Annotated in this window: 26 protein-coding genes and 2 pseudogenes; 15 read left to right on the forward strand and 13 right to left on the reverse strand. The window is 73.1% G+C overall.

Annotated elements, in window-relative coordinates; genetic code table 11:
- Window positions 1-36 precede the first annotated feature (36 nt).
- A complete protein-coding gene (locus tag AB0I04_RS39615; RefSeq protein ID WP_360897090.1) occupies window positions 37-336 on the reverse strand; it encodes a hypothetical protein in 300 nt (99 codons plus the stop codon).
- A gap of 159 nt (window positions 337-495) precedes the next feature.
- Between AB0I04_RS39615 and AB0I04_RS39620 the strand changes: the two are divergent.
- A pseudogene (locus AB0I04_RS39620) lies at window positions 496-987 on the forward strand (AMP-binding protein); the annotation flags it as partial.
- Here AB0I04_RS39620 and AB0I04_RS39625 read toward each other — a convergent pair.
- Window positions 949-1080 (reverse strand): hypothetical protein, encoded by a 132-nt coding sequence (locus AB0I04_RS39625; protein ID WP_360897187.1) that lies wholly within the window; start codon window positions 1078-1080, stop codon window positions 949-951. The pseudogene AB0I04_RS39620 and the gene AB0I04_RS39625 overlap by 39 nt on opposite strands.
- Before the next feature lie 25 nt (window positions 1081-1105).
- Between AB0I04_RS39625 and AB0I04_RS39630 the strand changes: the two are divergent.
- The 6 genes and pseudogenes from AB0I04_RS39630 to AB0I04_RS39655 form a co-directional block, all read left to right on the forward strand.
- Window positions 1106-1246, forward strand: a pseudogene (locus AB0I04_RS39630) (hypothetical protein); the annotation flags it as partial.
- A gap of 123 nt (window positions 1247-1369) precedes the next feature.
- Window positions 1370-1660, forward strand: coding sequence for a hypothetical protein (locus tag AB0I04_RS39635; RefSeq protein ID WP_360897175.1), 291 nt, complete (start codon window positions 1370-1372; stop codon window positions 1658-1660).
- Entirely contained in the window at window positions 1657-2673 is a 1017-nt protein-coding gene (locus AB0I04_RS39640) for a 3-oxoacyl-ACP synthase (protein ID WP_360897177.1), read from the forward strand. Before AB0I04_RS39635 ends, AB0I04_RS39640 begins: the two co-directional genes overlap by 4 nt.
- 127 nt (window positions 2674-2800) lie before the next feature.
- Window positions 2801-3529, forward strand: a complete 729-nt coding sequence (locus AB0I04_RS39645; protein ID WP_360897093.1) for a 2OG-Fe(II) oxygenase — start codon at window positions 2801-2803, stop codon at window positions 3527-3529.
- On the forward strand, window positions 3526-4122 hold the full coding sequence (locus AB0I04_RS39650) for a hypothetical protein (RefSeq protein ID WP_360897096.1): 597 nt from the start codon (window positions 3526-3528) through the stop codon (window positions 4120-4122). Before AB0I04_RS39645 ends, AB0I04_RS39650 begins: the two co-directional genes overlap by 4 nt.
- 248 nt (window positions 4123-4370) lie before the next feature.
- Window positions 4371-5525: a hypothetical protein gene (locus tag AB0I04_RS39655; RefSeq protein ID WP_360897099.1), complete on the forward strand. Its 1155-nt coding sequence runs from the start codon at window positions 4371-4373 to the stop codon at window positions 5523-5525.
- Window positions 5526-5627: 102 nt separating this feature from the next.
- Here the strand turns inward: AB0I04_RS39655 and AB0I04_RS39660 are convergent, their stop codons facing one another.
- Window positions 5628-6308 (reverse strand): 50S ribosomal protein L11 methyltransferase, encoded by a 681-nt coding sequence (locus AB0I04_RS39660; protein ID WP_360897102.1) that lies wholly within the window; start codon window positions 6306-6308, stop codon window positions 5628-5630.
- Window positions 6309-6569: 261 nt separating this feature from the next.
- Here AB0I04_RS39660 and AB0I04_RS39665 point away from each other — a divergent pair, with 261 nt between their 5' ends.
- Together AB0I04_RS39665 and AB0I04_RS39670 are read left to right on the forward strand one after the other, a co-directional pair.
- Window positions 6570-7784 carry a cytochrome P450 gene (locus tag AB0I04_RS39665; protein ID WP_360897105.1) on the forward strand — a complete coding sequence of 405 codons (1215 nt, stop codon included), beginning with the start codon at window positions 6570-6572 and terminating at the stop codon, window positions 7782-7784.
- 365 nt (window positions 7785-8149) lie between these two features.
- The gene (locus AB0I04_RS39670) at window positions 8150-9016 is read left to right on the forward strand and encodes a chitosanase (protein WP_360897108.1); all 867 of its coding nucleotides are present in this window, start codon (window positions 8150-8152) and stop codon (window positions 9014-9016) included.
- A 126-nt stretch (window positions 9017-9142) separates the two neighbouring features.
- On the opposite strand, the gene AB0I04_RS39675 is transcribed toward AB0I04_RS39670, so the two are convergent.
- The 6 genes from AB0I04_RS39675 to AB0I04_RS39700 form a co-directional block, all read right to left on the reverse strand.
- Window positions 9143-10276: a VWA domain-containing protein gene (locus tag AB0I04_RS39675; protein ID WP_360897179.1), complete on the reverse strand. Its 1134-nt coding sequence runs from the start codon at window positions 10274-10276 to the stop codon at window positions 9143-9145.
- A gap of 11 nt (window positions 10277-10287) precedes the next feature.
- Window positions 10288-12870, reverse strand: coding sequence for a DUF5682 family protein (locus AB0I04_RS39680; RefSeq protein ID WP_360897110.1), 2583 nt, complete (start codon window positions 12868-12870; stop codon window positions 10288-10290).
- A 2-nt stretch (window positions 12871-12872) separates the two neighbouring features.
- Window positions 12873-13955 (reverse strand): AAA family ATPase, encoded by a 1083-nt coding sequence (locus tag AB0I04_RS39685; protein WP_360897113.1) that lies wholly within the window; start codon window positions 13953-13955, stop codon window positions 12873-12875.
- A 153-nt stretch (window positions 13956-14108) separates the two neighbouring features.
- Window positions 14109-15767 (reverse strand): DUF5691 domain-containing protein, encoded by a 1659-nt coding sequence (locus AB0I04_RS39690; protein WP_360897115.1) that lies wholly within the window; start codon window positions 15765-15767, stop codon window positions 14109-14111.
- The gene (locus tag AB0I04_RS39695) at window positions 15764-16729 is read right to left on the reverse strand and encodes an SWIM zinc finger family protein (protein WP_360897117.1); all 966 of its coding nucleotides are present in this window, start codon (window positions 16727-16729) and stop codon (window positions 15764-15766) included. The genes AB0I04_RS39690 and AB0I04_RS39695 overlap by 4 nt, the downstream gene beginning before the upstream one ends.
- A 109-nt stretch (window positions 16730-16838) precedes the next feature.
- A complete protein-coding gene (locus AB0I04_RS39700; RefSeq protein ID WP_360897119.1) occupies window positions 16839-17729 on the reverse strand; it encodes an NAD(P)-binding domain-containing protein in 891 nt (296 codons plus the stop codon).
- A 96-nt stretch (window positions 17730-17825) separates the two neighbouring features.
- Here AB0I04_RS39700 and AB0I04_RS39705 point away from each other — a divergent pair, with 96 nt between their 5' ends.
- Window positions 17826-18203: a helix-turn-helix domain-containing protein gene (locus AB0I04_RS39705; protein WP_360897181.1), complete on the forward strand. Its 378-nt coding sequence runs from the start codon at window positions 17826-17828 to the stop codon at window positions 18201-18203.
- A 29-nt stretch (window positions 18204-18232) separates the two neighbouring features.
- On the opposite strand, the gene AB0I04_RS39710 is transcribed toward AB0I04_RS39705, so the two are convergent.
- Window positions 18233-18445 (reverse strand): DivIVA domain-containing protein, encoded by a 213-nt coding sequence (locus tag AB0I04_RS39710; protein WP_360897121.1) that lies wholly within the window; start codon window positions 18443-18445, stop codon window positions 18233-18235.
- Between the two features lie 198 nt (window positions 18446-18643).
- Between AB0I04_RS39710 and AB0I04_RS39715 the strand changes: the two genes are divergently transcribed.
- Window positions 18644-19270 (forward strand): LysE family translocator, encoded by a 627-nt coding sequence (locus AB0I04_RS39715; RefSeq protein ID WP_360897123.1) that lies wholly within the window; start codon window positions 18644-18646, stop codon window positions 19268-19270.
- Here AB0I04_RS39715 and AB0I04_RS39720 read toward each other — a convergent pair.
- Both AB0I04_RS39720 and AB0I04_RS39725 read right to left on the reverse strand, forming a co-directional pair.
- Window positions 19255-19392 carry a hypothetical protein gene (locus AB0I04_RS39720; RefSeq protein ID WP_360897125.1) on the reverse strand — a complete coding sequence of 46 codons (138 nt, stop codon included), beginning with the start codon at window positions 19390-19392 and terminating at the stop codon, window positions 19255-19257. The two genes, AB0I04_RS39715 and AB0I04_RS39720, sit on opposite strands and share 16 nt — an antisense overlap.
- Window positions 19393-19406: 14 nt before the next feature.
- Window positions 19407-19580, reverse strand: a complete 174-nt coding sequence (locus AB0I04_RS39725; protein ID WP_360897127.1) for a hypothetical protein — start codon at window positions 19578-19580, stop codon at window positions 19407-19409.
- A 74-nt stretch (window positions 19581-19654) separates the two neighbouring features.
- Here AB0I04_RS39725 and AB0I04_RS39730 point away from each other — a divergent pair, with 74 nt between their 5' ends.
- Both AB0I04_RS39730 and AB0I04_RS39735 read left to right on the forward strand, forming a co-directional pair.
- Window positions 19655-19819 (forward strand): hypothetical protein, encoded by a 165-nt coding sequence (locus AB0I04_RS39730; RefSeq protein WP_360897129.1) that lies wholly within the window; start codon window positions 19655-19657, stop codon window positions 19817-19819.
- Window positions 19816-20655: a maleylpyruvate isomerase family mycothiol-dependent enzyme gene (locus AB0I04_RS39735; protein WP_360897131.1), complete on the forward strand. Its 840-nt coding sequence runs from the start codon at window positions 19816-19818 to the stop codon at window positions 20653-20655. The genes AB0I04_RS39730 and AB0I04_RS39735 overlap by 4 nt, the downstream gene beginning before the upstream one ends.
- A gap of 3 nt (window positions 20656-20658) precedes the next feature.
- Here the strand turns inward: AB0I04_RS39735 and AB0I04_RS39740 are convergent, their stop codons facing one another.
- Window positions 20659-21471 carry an NAD-dependent protein deacetylase gene (locus AB0I04_RS39740; RefSeq protein WP_360897183.1) on the reverse strand — a complete coding sequence of 271 codons (813 nt, stop codon included), beginning with the start codon at window positions 21469-21471 and terminating at the stop codon, window positions 20659-20661.
- Between the two features lie 218 nt (window positions 21472-21689).
- Between AB0I04_RS39740 and AB0I04_RS39745 the strand changes: the two genes are divergently transcribed.
- Together AB0I04_RS39745 and AB0I04_RS39750 are read left to right on the forward strand one after the other, a co-directional pair.
- Complete coding sequence (locus AB0I04_RS39745; RefSeq protein ID WP_360897133.1) at window positions 21690-22028, forward strand: HEAT repeat domain-containing protein; 339 nt, start codon at window positions 21690-21692, stop codon at window positions 22026-22028.
- 101 nt (window positions 22029-22129) lie between these two features.
- Window positions 22130-22741 (forward strand): hypothetical protein, encoded by a 612-nt coding sequence (locus AB0I04_RS39750; protein WP_360897135.1) that lies wholly within the window; start codon window positions 22130-22132, stop codon window positions 22739-22741.
- The last annotated feature ends 54 nt before the right edge of the window (window positions 22742-22795 follow it).

Consider the following 22795-nt stretch of genomic DNA (forward strand, 5'->3'; position numbering starts at 1 on the left):
GTCGGCGCCGTGACGCCGGCCAGCCGCCCGAACGCGTCATGACCGAGTGAGGCCGCCGACTGCGCCTGCCAGGCCGCGGGGTCCTGCGGGTCGGCCAGTCTGCGGAAGAGGAGATCCTCCAGGGGGTGACTCGTTGGCGGTGAGGCGGCGCGTCGCCTCCTCCGGCGGCAGGCCGGCCGCCTCGCGGATGAGGGTCAGGGTCGCCTCGGGCAGCGGGTACGCCTCGGCGCCCCCCGGCGTCGTACACGCCAGGATCAGCCGGTCGACCCGGTGCCCGTGGTCCAGGGCCACCATCTGCGCGATGGCGCTGATGGGCGTCGGCGAGATGATCGGCATGCGCTGGATCCTCTGGCGGGACGACGCCGAGGCGGGCGAGGTGCCGGAGCACGTCTTCGAGGAGATGTACGCCTTCGTCCGGCGCGGGCTCGGCGCCTCGTGAACCTCGGGCGCTGGATCCGCGACCGGGCGCGTACGACGCCGCACCGGACCGCGATCGTGTTCGGCGACGAGGAGATCACCTACGCCGAGCTGGACGACCGGTCGGAGCGCCTGGTGGCCGGGCTCGCCGCGCGTGGCCTCCGGCCGGGGGACCGGGTCGCGACGCTGACCGACAACAGACCGGAGCACGCCGAGCTGTTCTTCGCCTGCGCCAAGGCCGGCCTGATCCTCGTCCCGCTGAACGTCCGGCTGACCGTGCCGGAGCTGGCCTACCAGGTCGGCGACGCCGAACCGTCGATCCTGTTCGCCGCCCCCGGCCGCGCGGTCCCGCCCTTCGACGGGCCGGTCCTGGAGCCGACCCGGGAGGGCCTCGACGCGGTGGCGGACGGCGTCCTCGGTGAAAGGGAGGTCGGCCCGGAGGCCGGGCTGCTGATCGTTTACACCTCCGGCACCACCGGCCGTCCCAAGGGCGCGCTGCTCAGCCACGCGAACTGCTTCTGGACGAACCTGTCACTCGACCGGGGCTGCGAGTTGCGCGAGGACGACGTCGTCCTGCAGGTGCTCCCGCAGTTCCACGTCGGAGGCTGGAACGTCCAGCCGCTGCTCGCGTGGCGTGCGGATCACCCAGGGGTACGGACTCACCTAGGCGGCCCCGAACGTCCTGTGCCTGCCCCCGGAGGAGGTCGCCCGCCGGGTCGGCTGGGCGGGCAAGCCGTACCCGCACGTCGACGTCGCACTCCTCGGCCCGGACGGGCCCCTGGACGGGCCGGGTCGGGGCGAGCTCGTCGTCCGCGGGCCGAACGTCTTCCCCGGCTACTGGCGGAACCCCGCCGCGACCCGGGACGCCGTCCCGGACGGCTGGCTGCGCACCGGCGACGTCGCCGAACGCGACGCGGAGGGCTTCTACCGCATCTGCGACCGGCTGAAGGACATGTACGTTTCCGGCGGCGAGAACGTCTACCCGGCCGAGGTCGAGTCGGTGCTCGCCGCGTTCCCCGGCGTCGCCGAGGTCGCGGTCGTCGGGGTGCCCGACGAACGCTGGGGCGAGGCCGGATGCGCCTTCGTCGTCGGGAACGTTCCGGTCGACGGGCTGCTCGCGCACTGCCGGGAGCGCCTCGCGGCGTTCAAGGTGCCCAAGCACGTGCGGCTCGTGCCCGCGCTGCCCCGATCGGCCGTCGGCAAGACGCTCAAGGACGAGCTGCGCGCGGAGTTCGCCGGATGATCGGCCTGGCCGCCATGGCGTCGTACCTGCCGTCCCGATGGATGCCGGCCGCGGAGATCGCGCGGCGCAGCGGCATCCCCGAAGACGTGCTCGTGGAGCGGTTCGGCCTGCGTGGCAAGCACATCGCCGCGCCGGACGAGCACGTCAGCGACATGGCGGCGACGGCCGCCCGCCGCCTGCTGACCGAGCGTGACCTCGCCCCGGACGACGTCGACGCCCTGGTCTACTTCGGTTCGACCTGGACGGACTACGCCGTCTGGCACGCCGCGCCGCGTATCGCCCACCTGCTGGGCCTGCGCCGGGCGGCGGTGTTCGAGATGGCGTACGTGTCCTGCGGATCGCCGGTCGCCGTCCGCGTCTGCCGGAATCTCCTGCGCGCGGAGGAGGAGCTCACCACCGTGCTCGCGGTCGGTGCCTCCCGCGAGTCGTACCTGATCGACTACACCAACCCGCGCGCCCGCTTCCTGTACGACTTCGGCGACGGCGCGGTCGCCGCGCTGTTCACCCGGGACCAGGGCGCGGAGGTCCTCGGCTGCCACATGCTCACCGACGGGTCCTTCTCCGGCGACGTCATGGTCCCGGCGGGCGGCAGCGTCGCGCCCGCCGACGCCGAGACCGTCCGCCGGCGACGGCACTTCCTCGACGTGCCCGATCCCCGGTCGACGAAGGAGCGCCTCGACCCGGTCAGCCTGCCGAACTTCGTCGCGGCGGCGACCGGCGCGCTGACGCGCTCGGGCGTGGATCACGCCGACTTCCTGTGCGCGCTGCACGTCAAGCGCTCCCTGCACGACGCCCTGCTCAAGGAGCTCGACCTGCCGCCGGACCGCACCGAGTACCTCGACGACACCGGCCACATGAGCGGCGTGGACCCGCTCCTCGCACTCGACCGCGCCGCCCGGGCGGGCCGTCTCACGCCCGGCGACCACATCCTCCTCTTGGCCGCGGGCACCGGCTACACGTGGGCCGCCGCTGTGATCAGGTGGACCGGCCGGCCGCAGGAGGGCGGGCCGTGAGGCGTCACCGCGCCGGGCCCGGAACGCCGTCTCAGCACCCGCGGCCGCGGTGGAGACGCCGTTCACCGCGAACGTCGTGTCGGATTTCCGCCAGTCCGGCGAGGAGGTTCCGCGACAGAGTGGAGGTATGACCTCACAGCACACCGCTCCGGAGGTGAGGCGGCACGTCGACGTCGCAGACTGGGCGGCCCTCGCCACAGAGCTGGACGAGTACGGCTGCGCTCTGACGCCTCGGCTGCTGACCGCAGAGGAGTGCCGCGCCATCGCCGGACTGTACGAGCGGGCGGAGCTGTTCCGCACGACGGTCGACATGGCCCGTCACCGGTTCGGCTCCGGGCAGTACCGGTACTTCACCCACGACCTGCCCGAGCCCGTCGCCGAGCTGCGGCGCGCCTTCTACCCGCACCTGCTGGCCATCGCCCGCGACTGGGCCGCGCGGCTCGGCCGGCCCGCGCCGTGGCCCGACGACCTGGACGAGTGGCTCGCGATGTGCCATGCCGCAGGGCAGGACCGGTCCGCCCAGATCCTGCTGCGTTACGGGCAGGGCGACTGGAACGCGCTGCACCGCGACGTGTTCGGCGACATGGTGTTCCCGCTCCAGGTCGTCATCGGCCTGGACGAGCAGGGCACCGACTACACCGGTGGGGAGTTCCTGCTCGTCGAGCAGCGGCCCCGTGCCCAGTCGCGCGGCACCACCACGGTGCTCCGGCAGGGCCACGGCCTCATCTTCACCACGCGCGACCGGCCCGTCCGCACCAAGCGCGGCTGGTCGGCGGGCGCCGTACGGCACGGCGTCAGCACCGTACGGTCGGGCCGCCGCCGCGCGCTCGGCCTCGTCTTCCACGACGCCACGTGACCGGGTACCGGTCCTCGTCGCCGCGGCTCACAGCGGCGGAGGCGGCGGCGTACGGACAGTCGCCTCCGCCCGGCCCGCACACCGACGCCGAGCTCGCCGCCCTGATCGGCCTCCTGGAGAAGGGCCGGCCGCGGATCGAGTCGGTGGTCGTCGGGCACGGCCGCGACGACGCGTCCACGGCCACCGCCCGGGCGTTCCTCGACGCGTGGCGGGCCCTCGGCAGGGAGATCATCGCGGTGGTGGACTGGCCGGAGCGAGCCGCGTCCTGGCTCCGCCCGGCCCGGCGGATGACCGCGCAGACCCCCGACGCGTGGGTCGTGGCCGCCGCACCGCTCGGCTTCGCCCAGCTCAGCCGCCGGCTGCGACACGATACGGACTGGGATCCCCGGCGCACGTACGCGTTCGCCTCGCTGCACGATCCGCGCGTCCCGGCGCTCGCCGGGCCCGGTGCGGTACGCGGGCTGCGCGGAGCGACCGCGGACGGCGCGATCTGGGAGGCTGCGGACAGCTGGATCACCACACGCCTGCCGGAGCGGAGGTGGAGCCGCGACTCCGCAGCCGACAACGGCATCACGCTCACCCCGAAGGCGTAATACAGGTAGTCGGTGGAGCCGAGACCGGCGTCGAGAACGTCGGCCCGTGGGCTTGGTGGCGGCCCCCTTCTGCCGTAGTCCGGCGGCGTGCGCCTGTGTCAACCCCCCAATGTTCGGAATTCCCGCGGGACCCAGCGCCAGACGATCCTCGATTACGTGTCCGGGCAGCGGCCGCCTGGCAGCCTGCATCGGCTCAGGTCCTTGCCCAGCACGTTCATGCATCGAAGCTGCGCGAAAGGACAAGCGCATTGCGTGGGTACCTGAGAACACTCGCCGGCCTCATCGTGGCCGGCCTGCTCCTGGCCGGTCTTCCCGGCATGGCCGCCCAGGCCGTGCCCGGCCGGCCTCGCCCGGCCGCCGCGCAGGACGTCGGACGGCCCGGCACCGTCGCGACGACCTCGTGGAAGGACGGGCGCTTCGACGTCTACCGGATCTTCCCCGAAGGCAACGCGAGTACGGTGCGGCTCCGCACCTTCGACGGCCGGCGGTGGAGCCCCTGGATACCGCTCGGCGGGACGTTCTACAACACCGCAGGCATCTCCGCGCTGTCCAGCGCCTACGGCCACATCGACATCTTCCTGGTCGGCACCACCACCCCGAACGAGGTCCGGCGCACCCTCTTCCACCGGTACTTCGATGGAAGCTGGCACGGTTGGGAGCAGTTGGGCACCGGCTACGTCGATTACGCGCCGGACGTCGTGTCCCCCGCGCCCGACCGCCTCGACCTGGTCGGCCGGAAACCGGGCGGCGACATCAGCCATCGCTCCTTCGTCCAGGGCCGTGGCTGGGGCCCGTGGGAGGACCTCGGATTCCGCTCCTGGGGTGGCCCCCATGCGGCGAGCCGCATCACCGCCGACGTGGACATCGTGCAGGGCGACTCCGAAATCGGGGTCCAGCACGTGTACGGGACGGACGGGCAGTGGCAGGCCGAGCAGATCGAGCCGCCCAGCTCTTCCCAGCACACCTCCTACGCCGACACGGCCGGATTGGTCGCCTTCCCGTACGGGAACGAGCGGCCGCGGGCGCTGCTGTACAGCTGGCGCCACAACGTCGACCAGCTGTACCTCAACATCTACAACGGCTACTGGCACGGTTCGGATGTGGTCCCGTACAGCGAGGTGCTCAACTGGAACTCTCCGGTGGCCGGCACCTCCTGGGACAAGCGGGCCGACCTGTTCAGCAAGGGCAAGGACGGCTACGTGTACCACAGCGCGATGGACCTGGCCGGGACGGGCGGCGACAGCCACTGGCAGTCACTTGGTGGGCCGCGCGACATCAGCACCGCCCCCGTGGTGACCTCCTGGGCCACCGGCCACATCGAACTCTTCGCGGTCGACGGGTCCGGGGTGCTGCAGCACATTTCCTACAACAACGGGACCTGGGGCGCGTGGGAGACCCTGTGAGACCGGCTGGGCGGCCCGTTTCCTGAGACCCGCCCAGGAGATCCGCCCGGGCGCCGGCCGCCCTCACAGGCCTGCCCGTTCCGCCACCGAAGGCGCCAGGGCTCACACGGGGATCGCGAACACCGCCGCCGCGGTGACGGCCCGCTCCTCCAGATTCGCGGTGCCCCGCACCTCGTACCGGGCGAGAACGGTGAGGCCGCCCGGGAGGTAGGGCCGCAGTGGGTCCCCGATCAGGACGTCCACGCCGCGCCGTCGCTGCCGGCGCAGGAACGCCATCATGGAACCGGCGAGGTCCGCGTCATAGCAGACGTCACCCGCCAGGATCACGTCCACTTCATCGAGGTCGCACCCGAGGACGTCGTCGGTGAGGACGTCGACGCGCACCCTGTTGAGGGTGGCGTTGAGGCCGATGGCGGTCGCGGCGAGCGGGTCGATGTCGCAGGCGGTCACCGATCGCGCGCCGGCCAGCGCCGCGCTGATCGCGACGAGACCGGACCCGCTGGCCAGGTCCAGCACGCGCCGCCCGGCCACGGCCGAAGGGTGGTCGAGGACGTAACGGGCGAGGGCCTGGCCGCCCGCCCACGCGAACGCCCAGAACGGCGGCGGCAGGTCGGGGGCGGCCTGATCGGTGCCCGCCTGGTCGCGCTGGGTCGCCTCCCAGGTCGCGAACGGCTCGTCGGCCAGGCGCAGGGAGACCTCCGGGACCAGTGGAGGCGCCGAGACCCGGGTCAGTGTACGGACCGTACCGGCTCGGCCGCCCGTACCGGCTCGGCCGCCCGTCACAGGCGGATCCGCGACGCGGTGCGGGCGTCTCGAGGCCCTCGAAGTGCCGACCGATGACGCGATCGGGGAGCGGACCGGTCGCGGGGCGATCGGCCCGGCAGGGCGGCGGTCGAACAGGGCCTCACCCGGTTCAGCCTATCGAGCCGGGCCGACGGCCCGGATCTCCGAAACGGTGGGCTGATGAGTTGCCGATCTTCGGTAGCGTGGGACCGTCGTGATCACCGGCCGCGGGCCGGACGACGGCCTTGATCGGAGTTGACCATGGCGGAATCGCCCGCGATAACCACGGCGTTCGCCGAGGGTACGTCGGCTGTTCGGTATGCCGCGATCGCCGAACTGGCGGCGGCCGGGCCCGTGCAGCGGGTCACGTTGTTCACCGGTGTCCCGGTATGGCTGATCACCGGTTACGCCGAGGCGCGAGAGGCGCTCACCCACCCCGACATAATCAAGGGCAAAGGGGGTGACGGCCCGCATCGCGGCGCCGTCCCGGCCGAGCTCGCCGCGGCGATGGACCACCATCTGCTCGGTGCCGACCCGCCCGATCACACCCGGCTGCGTCGGCTGGTGTCCGCCGCGTTCACCCGGCGACGGATCGACGGGCTGGAGCCGGAGATCCGGCTCATCGTCGACGGTCTGCTGGATGACATCTCGGCCGCGGGGGAGCATGGAGCCCCCGTCGACCTGCTGGCGGCCTTCGGCTACCCCCTCCCGCTCACCGTGATCAGCGAGCTGCTCGGCGTGCCGGCGGACCGCCGGGGCGACTTCCAGGAGTGGACGAAGGTGGCCATCAACGGCTCGGTCCATCCCGCCGAGACCTTCGTCGCCGCGGCGACCTCGTTGATCTCCTACATCCGGGAACTGATCGAGCAGAAGCGCGCCGACCCGTCCGACGACCTCGTCTCGGGACTGGTCGCGGTGCGCGCGGACGGCGACAGTCTCTCGGAGGACGAGCTGACCTCGATGGTCTTCCTGTTGCTCGTCGCCGGATACGAGACCACGACCCATCTGATCTGCGGCGGCATGCAGACGTTGCTGACGCATCCCGGCCAGTTCGACCTGGTGCGCGCCGATCCCGACCGGTTGCCCGCGGTCGTCGAGGAACTCCTTCGTTTCAACGGCCCGGCGCAGGTGGCGACTCCCTACCGGACGGCGGCGCCGGTGCGGATCGGTGACGTCACCATCCCCGCGGGTGAGGTGGTGCTGCCCGCGCTGCTGGCCGCCGATCGTGATCCCCGCCAGTTCCCCGACCCGGAACGACTCGATGTCACGAGGCAGCCGGCATCACATCTGGCCTTCGGCCACGGCATCCACCACTGCCTCGGCGCGCCACTGGCCCGGCTGGAGGCCAGGATCGCGCTCGGCGCGCTGATCGATCGATTCCCGAAGCTGCGCCTGGCCGTCCCTCCGGAGGAACTCACCCTGCAGGCCGGCCTGCTGATCAACGGGCTGACCGCCCTGCCGGTCGTCGTGGCCTGACGGATCGTCCATCCGCCTAAGGGCGCCGATCGCCGGCGAGCGAGCCTGCCGCCGCCTGATCGGCGGCCGCTGGGGCCCTGCGCTTCGGGCGGCGAATGTCAGCGGGATCGGGCAGCCTTAATTCGCGCATAAGGCTCTCTTAAGGTCATGGCCTGTGCCGCCGAAGTCGGCATTCCCTGTTCCGGCGAACGTGTTGACAGCGCCTTCGGAGCCTGCTTTCATCCTGATTTGTTAGGAACCTTACCTAACGCATTGGCGATCGCCCTGTCATGACAAGCCGCCATCGTCCGCCGATGGCGCGGTGCCGTTCTGCGCCCCCAGCCGTGAACGGCATGTCAAGAAGGCTGACTGAAACGGTTAGGAACATGGGTCTTCCACTTACCCGAAAGTCCGCTCGACGGAGCGTCCCGCTCGTCCTCGCCCTGGGCGTGGCCTTCGCCTCCGCCGCCGCCGTCGAGGCGGGCACCGGGCATTCCCCCGCCTCGCACGCCGTCCAGGCCGGCTCCGTCACGGCCGCGGCCGTCGACCTCACCGACCCGCACAAGAAGGACATCGCCATGCAGCTGGTGTCCAGCGCGGAGAACTCCTCGCTGGACTGGCGAGCCCAGTACAAGTACATCGAGGACATCGGAGACGGCCGGGGCTACACCGCGGGCATCATCGGGTTCTGCTCCGGCACCGGTGACATGCTCGACCTGGTCCAGCTGTACACCGATCGAGAGCCCGGCAACGTCCTGGCCAAATACCTGCCCGCGCTCCGCAAGGTGAACGGCAGCGACTCGCATAAGGGCCTGGACCCGAATTTCACCAAGGACTGGCGTAAGGCCGCCTCGGACAAGGTGTTCCAGCAGGCCCAGGACGACGAACGCGACCGGGTCTACTTCAACCCGGCGGTCAACCAGGCCAAGAAGGACGGCCTGCGTGCGCTCGGCCAGTTCATCTACTACGACGCCATCGTCATGCACGGGCCCGGCAGCGACGGCGACAGCTTCGGCGGGATCCGGGCGGCGGCCATGAAGAAGGCCAAGACCCCGGCCCAGGGCGGCAGCGAGGTGACCTACCTCAACGCGTTCCTCGACGCCCGCAAGGTCGCAATGAAGCACGAAGAGGCCCACAGCGACACCAGCCGGGTCGACACCGAACAGAGGGTCTTCCTGAAGGCCGGCAACCTCGACCTCGATCCGCCGCTGCACTGGAAGGTGTACGGCGACAGCTACTCGATCGAGAAGTAGGGGACCGGACGGGCTCTCGGGCGGCGGCGTGGTGGTCCGCCGCCCGAGAGCCGACCCGCCGTTCAGCGATAGATGGATCTCCGTCCGCCTGCGCGGCGCTCGCTACGAACAAGATCCACCGGACCCTTAGGGCGCGTTCCGCTCCGTCCACTCCGCGAGGCTGCGGCCTTCGATCGCCGCGGCCATCAGGTCGGGGAACGCGTCGGGCGTGCAGGCGAACGCCGGAATGCCCAGGGCGGCCAGGGCGGCGGCGTTTCCGTGGTCGAAGGCCGGGGCGCCCTGGTCCGAGAGGGCGGTCAGCGCCACGACCTGGGTGCCCGCGCCGGTCAGGGCCGCCGCCCGCCTGAGCATCTCCGCGCGGGCGCCGCCCTCGTACAGGTCGCTGATCAGGATGAGGACGGTCTCCTTCGGACGGGTGATGAGGCGCTCGCAGTACGCGAGGGCCCGGTTGATGTCGGTGCCGCCTCCGAGCCGGCTGCCGAACAGCAGGTCGACCGGGTCGTGCAGCCGGTCCGTGAGGTCCACCACCGACGTGTCGAACACGACGAGCGAGGTGCGCAGCGTCGGCATCGAGGCGAGGACCGCGCCGAACACTCCGGCATAGACCAGGGACGACGCCATCGAGCCGCTCTGGTCGACGCACAGGACGATGTCGCGTTCGACGGCCCGCCGCCGATGGCCGTACCCGATGAGGCGCTCGGGAACCACGGTCCGGTGGGACGGGACGTAGTGGGGGAGGTTCGCGCGAATGGTGCGAGCCCAGTCGATCTCGGAGGCGCGCCGGGGCCGCCGGCGCCGAGCGGACCGGTCGAGGGCGCCGTCGACCGCCGACCTCGTCCGCTGCGCGAGGCGTTCCTGGAGCCGGCGTACGACGGTGCGGACGACCGCCCGCGCGGACTCCCTGGCCCGCTCCGGCAGCACCTGGTTCAAGGACAGCAGGGTGCCGACCAGGTGGACGTCGGGCTCGACCGCCTCGAGCATCTCGGGTTCGAGCAGCAGGCGTGTCAGGTCGAGGCGTTCGACGGCGTCCCTCTGCAAGACCTGCACGACGGTCGAGGGGAAGAGCGTCCGGATGTCGCCCAGCCAGCGTGCGACCTGCGGTGCGGACGCGCCCAGCCCGGCACCGCGGCCGCCCCGGCCGGCACCTCGCGTGCCGTACAGCGACTCGAGCGCGCCGTCCATCTTCGCGTCGTCTCCGGCGAGGGCCGCGCCGGTGGACTCGGCCGCCTCGCCGCCGAGCACCATCCGCCAGCGCCGCATCCGCTCCTCGCTCACCGGCTTCCCCTCTCGTCGTCTTCGGGTCGCCGGGCGGGTGCGGCCCAGCCGAGGATGTCGAGGGCCGTCCGTACGGCCGGGGCGGCGCGTATCGGATCCAGGGGCTCGTCGTCGGCGTCCGGCGCGGAGACCGTGGCGATCCGGGCCACCCGCTCGCCGATCGATCGGCGCTCCGGCGCCTCGAACGTCCCGAACGTGCGGCGCAGCAGCGGGAGCACGTCGGTGAAGGAGTCGGCGGGCAGGCCGGTGATCCAGTCGTCGACCAGACGGAGCAGCCGGTCGTCGTGGACGAGGATCAGGCCGCCGCCGGAGAGGAAGCCCTCGATCCAGGCGGCCGCGCGGGCCGGTGACTCGCCGACCGAGACGGCGCGCGCCATCCGGTCACCGACCCGGCCGGCGGGCCCGCCCTCCTCGGCCGGTGGCCCGGCGTCCAGCAGCAGCCGGGTGAGGCGGCCCTCGATCAGGCCGGGCAGCCCTGGCCGGTCGAGGAGAGAGGCCAGCGTGCCGTGCCAGCGGGCCGTGTGCTCGCCGTCGCCGAGCAGAGCGATCGCGTCGTGGACCTCGTCGACGCGGTCGAGGAGCGTACGGGCCGCATCGTCGTCCAGTCCGGAGACCTCCTTCGGAAGCCCCACGCAGATCCGCACGACGAGGCCGTCGACGACCGTGCGCAGCGGTCCCACCGACGTGCCCCGCACGTCGCCGTACCGCAGCGTGCGGACCAGGGCCGGCAGCGCCGCCATGAGGTGGGTGACGTCGGTGTCGGCCGCCGCCCGGTCGGCGAGCGCGACCATGACGGCCGGCAGCGCGTCGGCGAGGTCGGCCAGCAGACAGCGCTCGGCCAGGACGGTGAGCGCCGGCAGGGCGTCCGCCTCCCCGGCCAGGGCCCCCGCCCGGGCGGATGCCGCACTCCGGACCGTCAGACCCCACGCGCCGGCCTCGACCAGCCGGACGTCGAACTCCGGCCGCCAGGTCAGGGCCCAGCTCTCCCGGAAGGTGCCCTTGCCACGACCGGATCCGGCGGGCTCTCCCCACGGGACCCCGAGCAGGCGGAGACGGTGCAGCAACCGGCTGCGGTCCAGGTCGGTGGGCCGGCGCAGGTCCAGGTCGAGCTCCTTGGCCGTCGCCGCGGGCTTGAGCCGCAGCCGCCGCTGCTCGTCCCGCAGGTCACGCTGCAGCGGCACCATCGGCGCGCCGTCCGGTACGGCGCCCATGCGCTCGCCGACGACCATGCGGCGCTGGATCAGTTCCAGGGGGAGCTCCGCGCCCTCGCACAGGACGGCGAGGGCCGCTTCGGTGACCTCCGCGAGCCCGGCGAGCGGCCGGTCGCGCAGGGCGGCGAGCGCGTTCGCGAGGCGCACGGCCTCGATGACGTGCGCGGAAGACACGGGCAGGTCCTCGTCGCGCAGGACCGCCGCGACCGCGGTGAACCAGCGCTCGACCGGCCGGTCGGGCGCGGTGAACAGATGGTGGTACCACCCCGGCGAAGTGACGCCGGCGCCGTACCCGGAGCGGCTCGCCAGGCGCCCATGCGTCCACGGCACCCAGGTCAGCGCCACCTTCGCGGTGGGCAGTCCGCGCAGCGTACGGTCGTCGCCCGCCGCAGTGGGCGCGCCGGCCGAGCGAGGCGGACGGAGCCCGGCGGCGATCGCGGGCACGTGCCACGCGCCGCAGACCACCGCGATGCGCTCGTACCCCTCCTTGAGCGCCTGGCGCACGGTCCTGCGCATGAACGCCTCGCGCCGCTCCTCTCGCCGCAGGTGATCCTCCGGCAGGGCCGGGGCGTGCTCACGGAGCGCGGTCATCGCCTCGGCGATGGCCGGGAAGGGCGACGGCCCGCCATCGCGGTGCTCGACGACGTCGTCCCACCAGCGTTCGGCGTCGTCGTAGCCGGCGGCCTCGGCCAGCCGGGCCAGGGGATCGAGCCGCACCGCCTCCGCGACCGCGCCCTCTCCCGGCGCCTCCGCATCGGGATCGTCGCCGGTCAGGGGATCGAGGCGGTCCGCCTCTGCGACGGTGTCCGGCTCGCGGTCCTCTTTCGGCGCCTGCACGTCGGGGCCGTCACCGGTCCGGGGATCCGCCGTCGGCCCTCCTGCGCCGCCGTCGGTCCCGGGCAGTGCCGCAGGGGCACCGTCCGTCCCCGGAACCGCCTCGGTCTCGACGGGCTTGTCACCTGGCGGGTCGTCGGCGTCGGTCGCCGGAACCGCCTCGGGCGAGACGGGCTTGCCGCCGGGCGGGTCGTCGGCGAGCTGGTGGGCGGCGGGCAGGTCGCAGAAGCGGACGGGCACCCCCGCCCGCAGGGCGTGGCGGATCGCCTGCCATTCGGGGCTGAACTCCGCGAACGGCCAGAACGCCGCCCGCCGCTCCTCTCCGCCGTCCACGGCGTGGGCGAGCAGCGCCACCGGGGGCACCACGCCGGGGTCCGCGGCGAGCCCGACGAGCGCGTCGGCCTCGGGCGGCCCTTCGATCAGGACGACGTCGGGCCGTAGGTCGTCCAGCGCGCGGACGAGCGCCCGCGCCGATCCGGGGCCGTGATGCCGGATCCCGAAGATCCGTACGCGCTCGTGGGCAGGGGCGGCCACGGTCAGGAGACCTCGCGGCAGGCACGGTAGAAGTCGTGCCACTCGGGACGGTCGCGGACGACCGTCTCGAGGTACTCCTGCCACACGACGCGGTCCGACACCGGATCCTGCACGACGGTGCCGACGATGCCGCTCGCGACGTCCGCGGCGCGCAGCACGCCATCGCCGAAGTGCGCCGCCAGGACGCGGCCGCTCGTGATCACCGAGATCGCCTCCGCGGTGCTCAGCGTGCCGCTGGGCGACTTGAGCCGCGTACGGCCGTCCGCCGTGCGCCCCGAGCGCAGCTCGCGGAAGACGGTCACCACCCGGCGGATCTCCTCCAGCCCGGTGCCGGTCTCCGGCAGCTCCAGCGACGTGCCGATCTGGGCGACCCGGCGGGCGACGATGTCGACCTCCTCCTCGGTCGTCGCGGGCAGCGGCAGCACGACGGTGTTGAACCGGCGGCGCAGCGCGCTGGACAGGTCGTTCACGCCTCGGTCGCGGTCGTTGGCGGTCGCGATCACGGTGAACCCCTTACGGGCCTGTACCTCGGAGCCCAGCTCGGGGATCGGCAGGGCCTTCTCGGACAGGATCGTGATGAGGGTGTCCTGGACGTCCGACGGCATCCGGGTCAGCTCCTCGACCCGGGCGACGGCCCCGGACCGCATCGCCCGCATCACCGGGCTGGGCACGAGCGCCTGCTCCGAAGGGCCCTCGGCCAGCAGCCGCGCGTAGTTCCAGCCGTACCGGATCGCCTCCTCCGCCGTGCCGGCGGTGCCCTGGACCAGCAGGGTCGAGTCACCGCTGACCGCCGCCGCCAGGTGCTCCGACACCCAGGTCTTGGCGGTGCCGGGCACGCCGAGCAGCAGCAGCGCCCGGTCCGTGGCGAGGGTGGCGACGGCCACCTCGATCAGACGGCGCGGCCCGACGTACTTCGGCGTGATCACCGAGCCGTCGGGCAGCGTTCCGCCGAGAAGATAGACCGTGACGGCCCGCGGCGACATCCGCCAGCCGGGTGGGCGCGGCCGGTCGTCCCGCTCGGCGAGCAGGGCGAGCTCGTCGGCGAACTGGTGCTCCGCGTGCGGGCGCAGCACGGCCTCGGTCATCGGCAGGGCTCCTTCGTCGGGGGTCGGACGATCATGTCGGGCTCGCTCGAGTTCATGGGTCGCTCGCAGTCCTCACTCGCTGAACAGCGCACGCCCAGGTCGGCCATCGGCGGGCGGGTCGTCCCTCACCGCCCACTTCCCTGGCACGCGGCGTCACCGTAGCTCCTCGAGCATGTCGTGGCGGAAGCGCAGGACGTCGGCGAGCTCGGACAGCGGCCGGCACGCGGGGTGCCGCCGGACGAGGCCGGCCAGGCGGGGCGCGGTGGCGGGCGCGAGGCGCTCGCCGGCGAGGCGGGCCAGGTCGACCGGGAAGCGTTCGCCGTCGGGATCCGCCGCGGCGGCGGCCAGCGCGGCCGTCACCGCGTCGGCGAGCGCGCCGGCCCAGGGGCCTGGGACGCGTTCGAGCACCGTACGGCGGTCGGCGTGCCCCGCGATCCGCCGGACCGCCTCGGCCGCGGCGTCGTCGCGCTCGACGGCGGGCAGGACGTCCAGCAGATCGGCCAGCGTGGTGACCTCACCGAGCACGTCGTCGCCCGCCAGGAGCGCGCGGGCCCAGGCGGCGTCCCGCTGCCGCGCTGCCGCGCGGGCCCAGCCGAGCTGGACGTCCCGGGTGCGGCCCGCGTCCGGCTCGCGCGACGCGTCGACGACGATCGGCAGCCGGACGATCCGCTCCGGGGCCGCGCCGAACCGGTCGGTCCAGGTCGACAGCGGCGTACGCGCGAGGATCTCCCGCAGCCAGCCCGCGTGGTTCCCGATGCGCTCGACCGCGTGGTACGGGATGCCGTCGCGCCGCATCGCCTCCTCGTGGTCGGCCGGTGGATCGACGACGATCGCGTCCGGCGTGGCCGCGCAGGCGTCGGGCCGGGCAGGCCGGGCGCACGTGGCCGCCGGCCCGGTCCTCGGGCGCAGGCAGGCGCGGGCCCGGTCGACCATGCGCCCGGCGTACGCCGAGCCGGGGAGCCGGGCGAGCAGGTCGGCCGCGATGCGACGCACCTCCAGGCCGCGGTCGTCGAGCGCGGCCTCGAGGAAGTCCTCGTCCGCGAGGGACAGCCCGCGCTCGAAGGTCGCGAGGAACAGCGCCCGCTCCGGGGCGGGCTCGCGCGCCCACGTCGAGTACAGCGTCGTACGGGCCGTGGCCGGGTCGGTGGCCCGCAGCCGCATGAGGTGCGCGACGCGCTGGGCGCGGGCACCGGTCTTCCACACTTCGGGGTCCTGGGCGGAGTCGCCGCCGCTCGCCACGACGAGGTACGCCCAGTCGAGGTTCTGCATCGCCAGCCACACGCCCCGGCGTCCCGCCGCCCGCGCGATGGACGGTCGGAGCGCCCGGTCGGAGCGGCCCTTGTGCAGCAGGTCCGGAAGCAGGTGCGCGGGGACGCGACGACCGCTGCGGGCGGCCGCGTCGAGCCACTCCGGCAGGACCCGCGCGGACTCGCCGGACAGGATCCGGCGCAGCCGGAGGGCCGCGGCGGGCGGAACGATCGGCGCGGTCTCCGCCGGGGCGGGCGCGATCGGCTCCGCCGCGACCGCACGCCACCCGGCCCGCCGGCGCGCCGTCAGCACCGCCGCCTGCTCCAGCAGGCGAGCCGCCGGCTCGACCAGCCCCGCCGGTACCTCACCGAGCGCAGGCTTCCCGTCGACCGCCGATGCCCCGCCGGGTCGGGGCGTCCCGTCCAGCGCCGGTGCCTCGTCGAGCGTGGGTGTCCCGTCCAGTGCTGGTGTCTCGCCGGGTGGCGGTGCCCCGCCGAGCGGTGGCACCGGCCGCCGTCGGGTGCCCAGCAGCGCGGCGCTCACGTGCTCGCCCCAGGCGCTCACAACACCACGGTCCCTTCCTCCTCCTGCCAGGCGGACAGCGGGAGCAGCCCCTGCGGCGACCACTCGCCGGACACCGTGAACGGCCGGCCGCCGGACACCGCCAGCAGACGCCACACGTCGGTCGTGCGCACGGGGAGTGCGTCGCCGTCTCCGTCGACCAGATGGGGGCGGCCCGCGCCGTCGCGCGCCGGGCGGACGCCCGTCAGCACGGCGGGCCACCGCTCCAGCCACGGGTCCCGGGCCAGGGCCGCGGCGTGTTCGCGCAGTAGTGCGGTCACGGTCGTGCCGCGCGGCGGACCCTGAGCGGGCTCGGGGTGGCGGGCCGCCACGAGGGCGCGCAGCGGCAGCGCCCCGGGGTAGAAGGCGAGCTCGGCGTCGATCGTGTCGCCGACGGCGAGGGACGCGTCGAGCGCCCGGCCCGGCGCGGCGAAGGTCAGGACGAGCGCGGACCGCCCGGTCTCCCGGCCGCGCAACCAGACCCGCCGCGCGACGAGCCGGTCCTGCTCGACGTCCCGGCATCCCGCGACGTACCAGTGATCCCGGACCCGCTCGCCCGCCAGGACCTCCTCCTGGCTCACGGTGAAGCCCACGCGGGACCGTACGGTGGCGCGCAGCGGCTCCGGCAGCTCGTCACGGCGCCGGAAGGCCGTCGTCAGCAGCCGCAGCAGGGCGTACTCCTCCAGCAGCCGTTCGGGCCGGTCCCCGCCGCGACCCGGGATCGCCCCGAGCTCGCGCACCCGGGCCGCGAGTCCGCTCGCCTGGGCGTCGACGAGGCGGCGGGCGACGTCCTCCCACATCGTGGACGGTGCGCGATCGGCGTGCGCCAGGCCCTGCTCGATCTGGTCGCACAGCCACCGGTCGAGCTCCTCGACACCGGCGGCCACCCGTCGCTCACGGCGCTCGGCCGTCGTCAGCGCCCCGGCGTCGCCGTGGTGGGCGGGCGTCCCTTCCGGCTCGATCACATGCTCGACGCTATCGGTGTCCGCCGACATTCCGCCCTGACCGCCGAGTGCGGGATGGCCGCCGTTCCGGAAGGGTGGTTCCGGCGGACCCGCGCAGGGGCGGCGGCCGTCAGCCGGCCCGGTCCGTACGGCGTCCGAGCAGGTCGATGACGCCCGTCGTGCCCTCGTCGCCGTGGCCGTCGGCGAGGCGGCGCTTCATCAGGTCGAGGTACGGCGTGAGCAGTTCCGGGCTGACGCTCTGCTCGTCGGCCGTGCGCAGCAGCGTCGCCGTCCCCGCGACCTGCATGGCGAGGTTGGAGACGACGCCACTGGTGTAGTCGCCGCTCTCCAGATGGTCGGCGGTCCCGCGCACGGACGCCGTCATGGCGGTCAGCCAGCCCGCGAGCAGGGACGCGAAGTCCTTCAGAGCGACGTCCTCCTCCCGGACCAGCGCGAACGCGTGCGCGACCCCGGCGAACATCCCGTACATCGCGCTCAGCAGCGCCACGTCGTGCAGGGCCGCCAGGCGGGGATCCTCTCCGACGTACACCGTGCCGGCCGGAACGGCCAGGGTGTCGCGGTGGGCCTCGAACAGCGGCCGGGATCCGCTGTAGAACACGTACGCCCCGGAGCCCGGAGCTCCGATCATCGGCGGGACCGCCATGATCCCGCCGTCCAGGAAGCGGGCGCCGCGGGCCCGCGCCCACGCGGCCCGGTCCCGAGCCTGGTCCGGAGTGCCCGTGGTGAGGTCGACCAGGTCCTTGCCCGTCAGGTCGGCGTCGGCCAGCGCCTCGGCGACCGAGGCGTCGTCGAGCAGGCAGACCACCACGAGGCGGCCTGCGGCAACCGCCTCGGCGGCGGTCGCCGCGACCGTCGCCCCGTCGGCGGCCAGTGGTTCGGCCCGGGCCGCCGTGCGGTTCCACACGGTGAGCGGATGCCCGGCGGCGAGCCACGCACGGGCCAGCGCGGTGCCCATCGTGCCCAGCCCGAGAAGAGTGACAGGAGTCTTTTCCGAGTTCATGCTGGTTAGGCTGGTGCGCAGGGCCCGAAACGATCAAGTACGCACTTCGAAGTGCGTGGTGACCGCGAGGTAAGCGAGCAGGCAGGAGAGATGGAGTTGGCGACCGTACGCAGGCCCGGTAGCTACGTGTGCGGCATCGACGCCGCCATGGACGTCATCGGCGGGAAGTGGAAGGTGCTGATCCTCTGGGCGCTCAACGAGCGGCCGTGCCGGTTCGGCGAACTGCGACGGAACCTGCCCGGTATCACGGAGAAGGTGCTCGCCTCGCACCTGCGGGAGCTCGAGGAGGACGGCATCGTGCACCGTGAGGCGTACGACGAGGTACCGCCCCACGTGGAGTACTCGCTGACCGCGCTCGGCGTCTCGCTCAACGCCGCGCTCGCCCCCCTCGGCGCGTGGGGCCGCGCGAACATCCTCGGCGGCGCGTACGCCCACGCCTCCGCGCGGGAGACCACCACCCCGACGTCGACCTGACCGGCCGGACGGGTGCCCGCCGTCCGCGCTCAGGAGCCGAAGAAGCTCGCCATCGGCCCGCCGTCATCCGGGCGGTCGCCCTCGGCGAGGTACCGGTCCACCTGCCGTCGGTCGTAGCCGCGCAGTACGACGTCGAAGGTGGGCCGGGGCGTGCCCGTGGGGTCGTCGGCCAGGCGCCGGAGGTACTCGTCGACCTGGCGGCGGTCGTAACCGCGCCAGGTGATATCGAACGCGTCGTTCACGGCGGTTCCTCCCGCGTCGTCGGATCCTATTGATCATCTCAGGCGACGCGATCGCGGCGGGACCGGATGCGGGATGAGCGGTCCCCGGCCGTGACGGACCGGCGCATCCTGAGGCGTACGGCGAGTGAGGATGGTCCATGTTCCGCGAGGGCGATTGGACCTGGGGCCGGGCCCGACACCAGATCTAGCGTACGGACGGTGACCCATCCCCTCCTGTTCCTGCTGGCGGCGCTCACCCTCGTCGCCGTCCCCGGACCGAACCATCTCTACATCACGACGCGGAGCGTCGGCGAAGGACGCCGTGCGGGCATCGCCTCGGCGCTCGGCGTCGAGACCGGGACGCTGGTGCACGTCCTCGCCGCGGCAGCCGGCCTGTCCGCGCTGGTGGCCGCCTCGGCGACGGCGTTCGGCGCGGTGCGGTACGCCGGGGCGGCCTACCTCGTCTACCTCGCCGTGCGGACCCTGCGCCGCGGCGACGACGAGGGCCTGGTGCTCGAGCCGCGGCCGCTCCGGCGTGTCTATCTCGACGGCGTCCTGGTCAACCTGTTCAACCCGAAAGTGATCCTCTTCTTCCTGGCGTTCCTGCCGCAGTTCGTGGACGAGCAGGCGGGCGCGGTGCCCGTCCAGATCGTCGTCATGGGGCTCGTGACGGCTCTGATCGGGCTGGCCTCCGACTTCGCGTACGCCCTCGCCGCCGGCTCGCTCGGGCACCGGCTGCGCGGCAGCCGGGCGTTCCGGCGCAGGCAGCGGTACGTGACGAGCGCCGTGTATCTCGGGCTCGGCGTGCTCACCGCGTTCGCCGGCCCCGGTCACCGGCGGCGCTGAGCCAGGCGCACCGGGTCGTCCGACGCCTCGAGTGCGACGGTGAAGACCCTGCGGGCCTCGGCCCACGCGCCACGTCGTAAGAGGTCGCGGCCTTCTCGTAGCCGGTCGGCGATCATCGTCATACTCGCATCATCGCTCACCCGTAGAGGGCTGGCATCCCGGCGCGTGGCTCGGTGAGAACGTCGCCGGGTCCCTGCTCGGCCACGACCCCGAACATCCGATCACCGGCGGGGGAGTCGTCGACTGGGCCGACCTCGCGCGGGCCTTCGCCGCCCTCGACGAGATCGTCGAGGGCGTCGGCGTCACGCACGGCCCGCCGAGGACCCGCGAACCGTCACGACCATTGCGGTACGCCCCCAGCCATCCCATTCTCAGGAGGTATGCATGCCGTACATCGAACTGGGCAACGACTCGCCGCGGATCCTCGGCCTCTTCCGCTACCGCCTCGAGACGGGACGGCTGATGAGCGAGATGGTCGAGGTCCTGCTGCGCGGCCCGAGCCCGCTGACCCCAGATCCGACCCGCTTGAAAGGTAGGACCGGCCTGTGACCATCACCGATGCGCAATGGAAGGCCGCGCGCGAGACCCTGCGCGCGGCGGGGGACCGGTTCACACGACTGGTCCGCACGAGCGAGCCGCGGGCGATGGCGACGGCGGACTGGTCCGTCGCGGACACCGCCGCGCACGTGGCCGTCATCGCCTTGATGAACACCAAGCTGGTGACCTCCGAGCCGTTCCCCTTCCCGAAGGCGCATGAGATCTTCGAGACGGCCAGGGTGGAGACCGTCGCGGATTTCAACGACGTGACGCTGCGGGAGTTCACCGAACGGGACGTGCCGACCCTCGCCGGGCGGCTGACGGAGGACATCGACCGCATCCTGTCGTCCACCGCCGACCACGACCCCGACGAGCCGCTGCCCTGGCTCGGCGGGGCGCGGATCCCGGTCGCCGGCGTGTTCGCTCATCTGACCAACGAACTGCTGATCCACGGCCGCGACGTCGCTCGTGCCACCGGCGTTCGGTGGGAGATCGACCCGGCCGACGCCGCCCAGTTCTTCGAGATCTTCCTCGTGGGAGTGACGCGTTACGGCTCGGGGCACCTGCTCGACACCGACAGACCCATCTCGGACCGGCGCGTCGCCGTGGAGTTCCGTTCCCGGTACACCACGCCCGTGACGATGGTCCTGGACCGTGGTCAGGTCTCGCTGGCGGCGCCACGGCCCGACGACGACGTACGCCTGTTCTACGACCCGGCGACCCTGGCCCTCATGCTCTTCGGCCGGGTCAGCCGCGCGCGGGCCGCGCTGACCGGGAAGGTCGTCGTCTGGGGCCGGCGGCCGTGGCTGCTCCCGATCTTCCTCAAGAAGATGCGCCTGCCCTCGTGAGGTTCACGGGCGAGGGGTCAGCTCGGCGAGGAGCGCGGTGAGCGTCGTGCCCAGCGGGGCGTCCATGGTCAACAGCGCCTCGGCGTCGCCCCGCGTGACGCCCTGGTTGACGATCGCGACCGGGATGGACCGCTCGGCGGCGCGACGCACGAACCGGTACCCCGACATGACGGTCAGCGAGGACCCGAGGACGAGGAGGGTGCCGGCCCGCTCGGTCAGCGCGTAACAGTCCTCGACCCGCGGGCGCGGGACGTTCTCGCCGAAGAAGATGACGTCCGGTTTGAGCACCCCGCCGCAGTCCCGACAGTCGACGGTACGAAAGGAGTCGATACGGTCGTCGTCCAGCACCGCGTCACCGTCGGGATTGATCACGCTGGCCTCGGCGTCCCAACCGGGGTTGGCCGCGCGCAGGCGCTCGTCGAGCTCCTCGCGCGGCGTGCGCCGCCCGCACGCGAGGCAGACGACGCGGTCGAGGCTGCCGTGCAGCTCGATGACGTCCCGCGCGCCGGCGTCCTGGTGCAGGCCGTCGACGTTCTGGGTGATGACCCCGGCCAGCAGTCCGCGCCGCTGGAACTCGGCCACCGCGCGGTGACCGTCGTTGGGCGCGGCCCGCGCGACGTGCCGCCAGCCCAGGTGGCTGCGCGCCCAGTAGCGCCGCCGGGCCGCCTCGCTGCCGACGAAGGTCTGGTATGTCATCGGGGTGGCACTCCGCTGACGACCGGTCTCACCCCGGTAATCCGGGATGCCGGACTCGGTGGACAGCCCGGCCCCGCTCAGGACCACCACATCGCCGTCGGCGACCAGGTCGACCAGCATCGCGAAAGCGGTGCCGAACGCCGGATCCGCGCCGAGAATCGCCGCTCCGCCCGCGCCACCCGGCCTGATGTGAAGTCCGCCGTCGTCCACCGCCCCAGTCACCCCTCCATGATGCGCGATGCCCGCCCCTGCCCGAGCCGGCCGGGCGGTGGTGAGACCGTCGGAGGGGACCTCTACGATGCGGTGCGTTCCCGAACCCACGGTGGTAGGAAGACCTGATGGCGAACCAGCGCGTTGCACGGGCCCTGGAGTCGATGCGGAGCCCGGATCCGGCGCTCCGGGCGCAGGGTTTCGACTTCCTGCGCGAGCACTCCGACACGTACGTCGACGAGATCGTCACGGCGTTCGGCCAGGAGCACGACGACGACCTGCGCGGCCTGCTCCTCGAGCTCATCGCCGAGGCCCGGTCTCCGGGGGCTCTGACGGTCCTGGCGGATCAGCTCGACAGCGAGGACGAGTCGCTGCGGTTCTGGGCGATCCGGGGTCTGGAGATGCTCGACAGCGCCGAGGCCCGCCAGGCCCTCCATCGAGCGCGCGTCAACGGCTGGCTCGCCTGACGTCTCGGCCGCGTGCCTTGATCGTCCGCGGTGTAGTCTCCGTGTACTACACGCCGTAGTAGTCGGTGAGGTCATTGCGTCCGCCTGGGTGGTTCCGTCTGATGCGCGCCGGGGTCTTCGCCTCGGTGTGCGTCGTGCTGTCCATGGCCGGGCACGACATGATGGCCGCCCGGCCGGCCCCCGCCTGGGCCGGCTGGATCGCCCTGCCCGTCGTCACGGCGGTCGGCTACTGCCTCGCCGATCGGCGGCGGTCGGCCTGGTGGATCGTCCTGGCCGTCGAGGTCGCGCAGGCCTGCCTGCACCAGTGGTTCACCTGGGCCACGCCCTCCACCCCCGGGCATTTCGTCATGACCATGCACGGCGGCGTACATCATGTCGTCGGCGCGCCCCCGCCCGTACGGCACGGCGCGTCGGCCGGGCTCGGCATGCTCGGCGCCCACGCGGTCGCCGGAATGCTCGTCGCCCTGTGGCTGTACGTCGGCGAACGCGCCCTCTGGCGCGCGCTGAGCGCACTCGGCGAGTCCCTCCTCGGCCGTACGCTGCGGGCGCTGGTCCTGCTGGCACACGCGGACCTCCGCACGCCCCCGCGCCCGCCCGCCGGACCGTGCCGCCGCGACGACGACACCCCGCCCGTCATGGCCGCACTCCGGCACGTCCTCGTGCGACGCGGCCCTCCTCGGAACCTCGGCGTTCCCGCGAACGCCCTCATCTGATCACCGCCCGTCCCGACGACGCGCGGCGTCCACCCGGTCGCCCCTGCGTCCGCG

It is taken from the genome of Actinoallomurus sp. NPDC050550, assembly GCF_040655075.1.
Lineage (GTDB): Bacteria > Actinomycetota > Actinomycetes > Streptosporangiales > Streptosporangiaceae > Actinoallomurus.

Coding starts and splice junctions, on each gene's coding strand:
- AB0I04_RS39615 (WP_360897090.1), bottom strand. CDS start 336: ATGCCGATCATCTCGCCGACGCCCATCAGCGCCATCGCGCAGATGGTG.
- AB0I04_RS39635 (WP_360897175.1), top strand. CDS start 1,370: ATGTACGTTTCCGGCGGCGAGAACGTCTACCCGGCCGAGGTCGAGTCG.
- AB0I04_RS39640 (WP_360897177.1), top strand. CDS start 1,657: ATGATCGGCCTGGCCGCCATGGCGTCGTACCTGCCGTCCCGATGGATG.
- AB0I04_RS39645 (WP_360897093.1), top strand. CDS start 2,801: ATGACCTCACAGCACACCGCTCCGGAGGTGAGGCGGCACGTCGACGTC.
- AB0I04_RS39665 (WP_360897105.1), top strand. CDS start 6,570: ATGGCGGAATCGCCCGCGATAACCACGGCGTTCGCCGAGGGTACGTCG.
- AB0I04_RS39670 (WP_360897108.1), top strand. CDS start 8,150: ATGGGTCTTCCACTTACCCGAAAGTCCGCTCGACGGAGCGTCCCGCTC.
- AB0I04_RS39675 (WP_360897179.1), bottom strand. CDS start 10,276: ATGCGGCGCTGGCGGATGGTGCTCGGCGGCGAGGCGGCCGAGTCCACC.
- AB0I04_RS39685 (WP_360897113.1), bottom strand. CDS start 13,955: ATGACCGAGGCCGTGCTGCGCCCGCACGCGGAGCACCAGTTCGCCGAC.
- AB0I04_RS39700 (WP_360897119.1), bottom strand. CDS start 17,729: ATGAACTCGGAAAAGACTCCTGTCACTCTTCTCGGGCTGGGCACGATG.
- AB0I04_RS39720 (WP_360897125.1), bottom strand. CDS start 19,392: ATGACGATGATCGCCGACCGGCTACGAGAAGGCCGCGACCTCTTACGA.
- AB0I04_RS39730 (WP_360897129.1), top strand. CDS start 19,655: ATGCCGTACATCGAACTGGGCAACGACTCGCCGCGGATCCTCGGCCTC.
- AB0I04_RS39740 (WP_360897183.1), bottom strand. CDS start 21,471: ATGCTGGTCGACCTGGTCGCCGACGGCGATGTGGTGGTCCTGAGCGGG.
- AB0I04_RS39745 (WP_360897133.1), top strand. CDS start 21,690: ATGGCGAACCAGCGCGTTGCACGGGCCCTGGAGTCGATGCGGAGCCCG.
- AB0I04_RS39750 (WP_360897135.1), top strand. CDS start 22,130: ATGCGCGCCGGGGTCTTCGCCTCGGTGTGCGTCGTGCTGTCCATGGCC.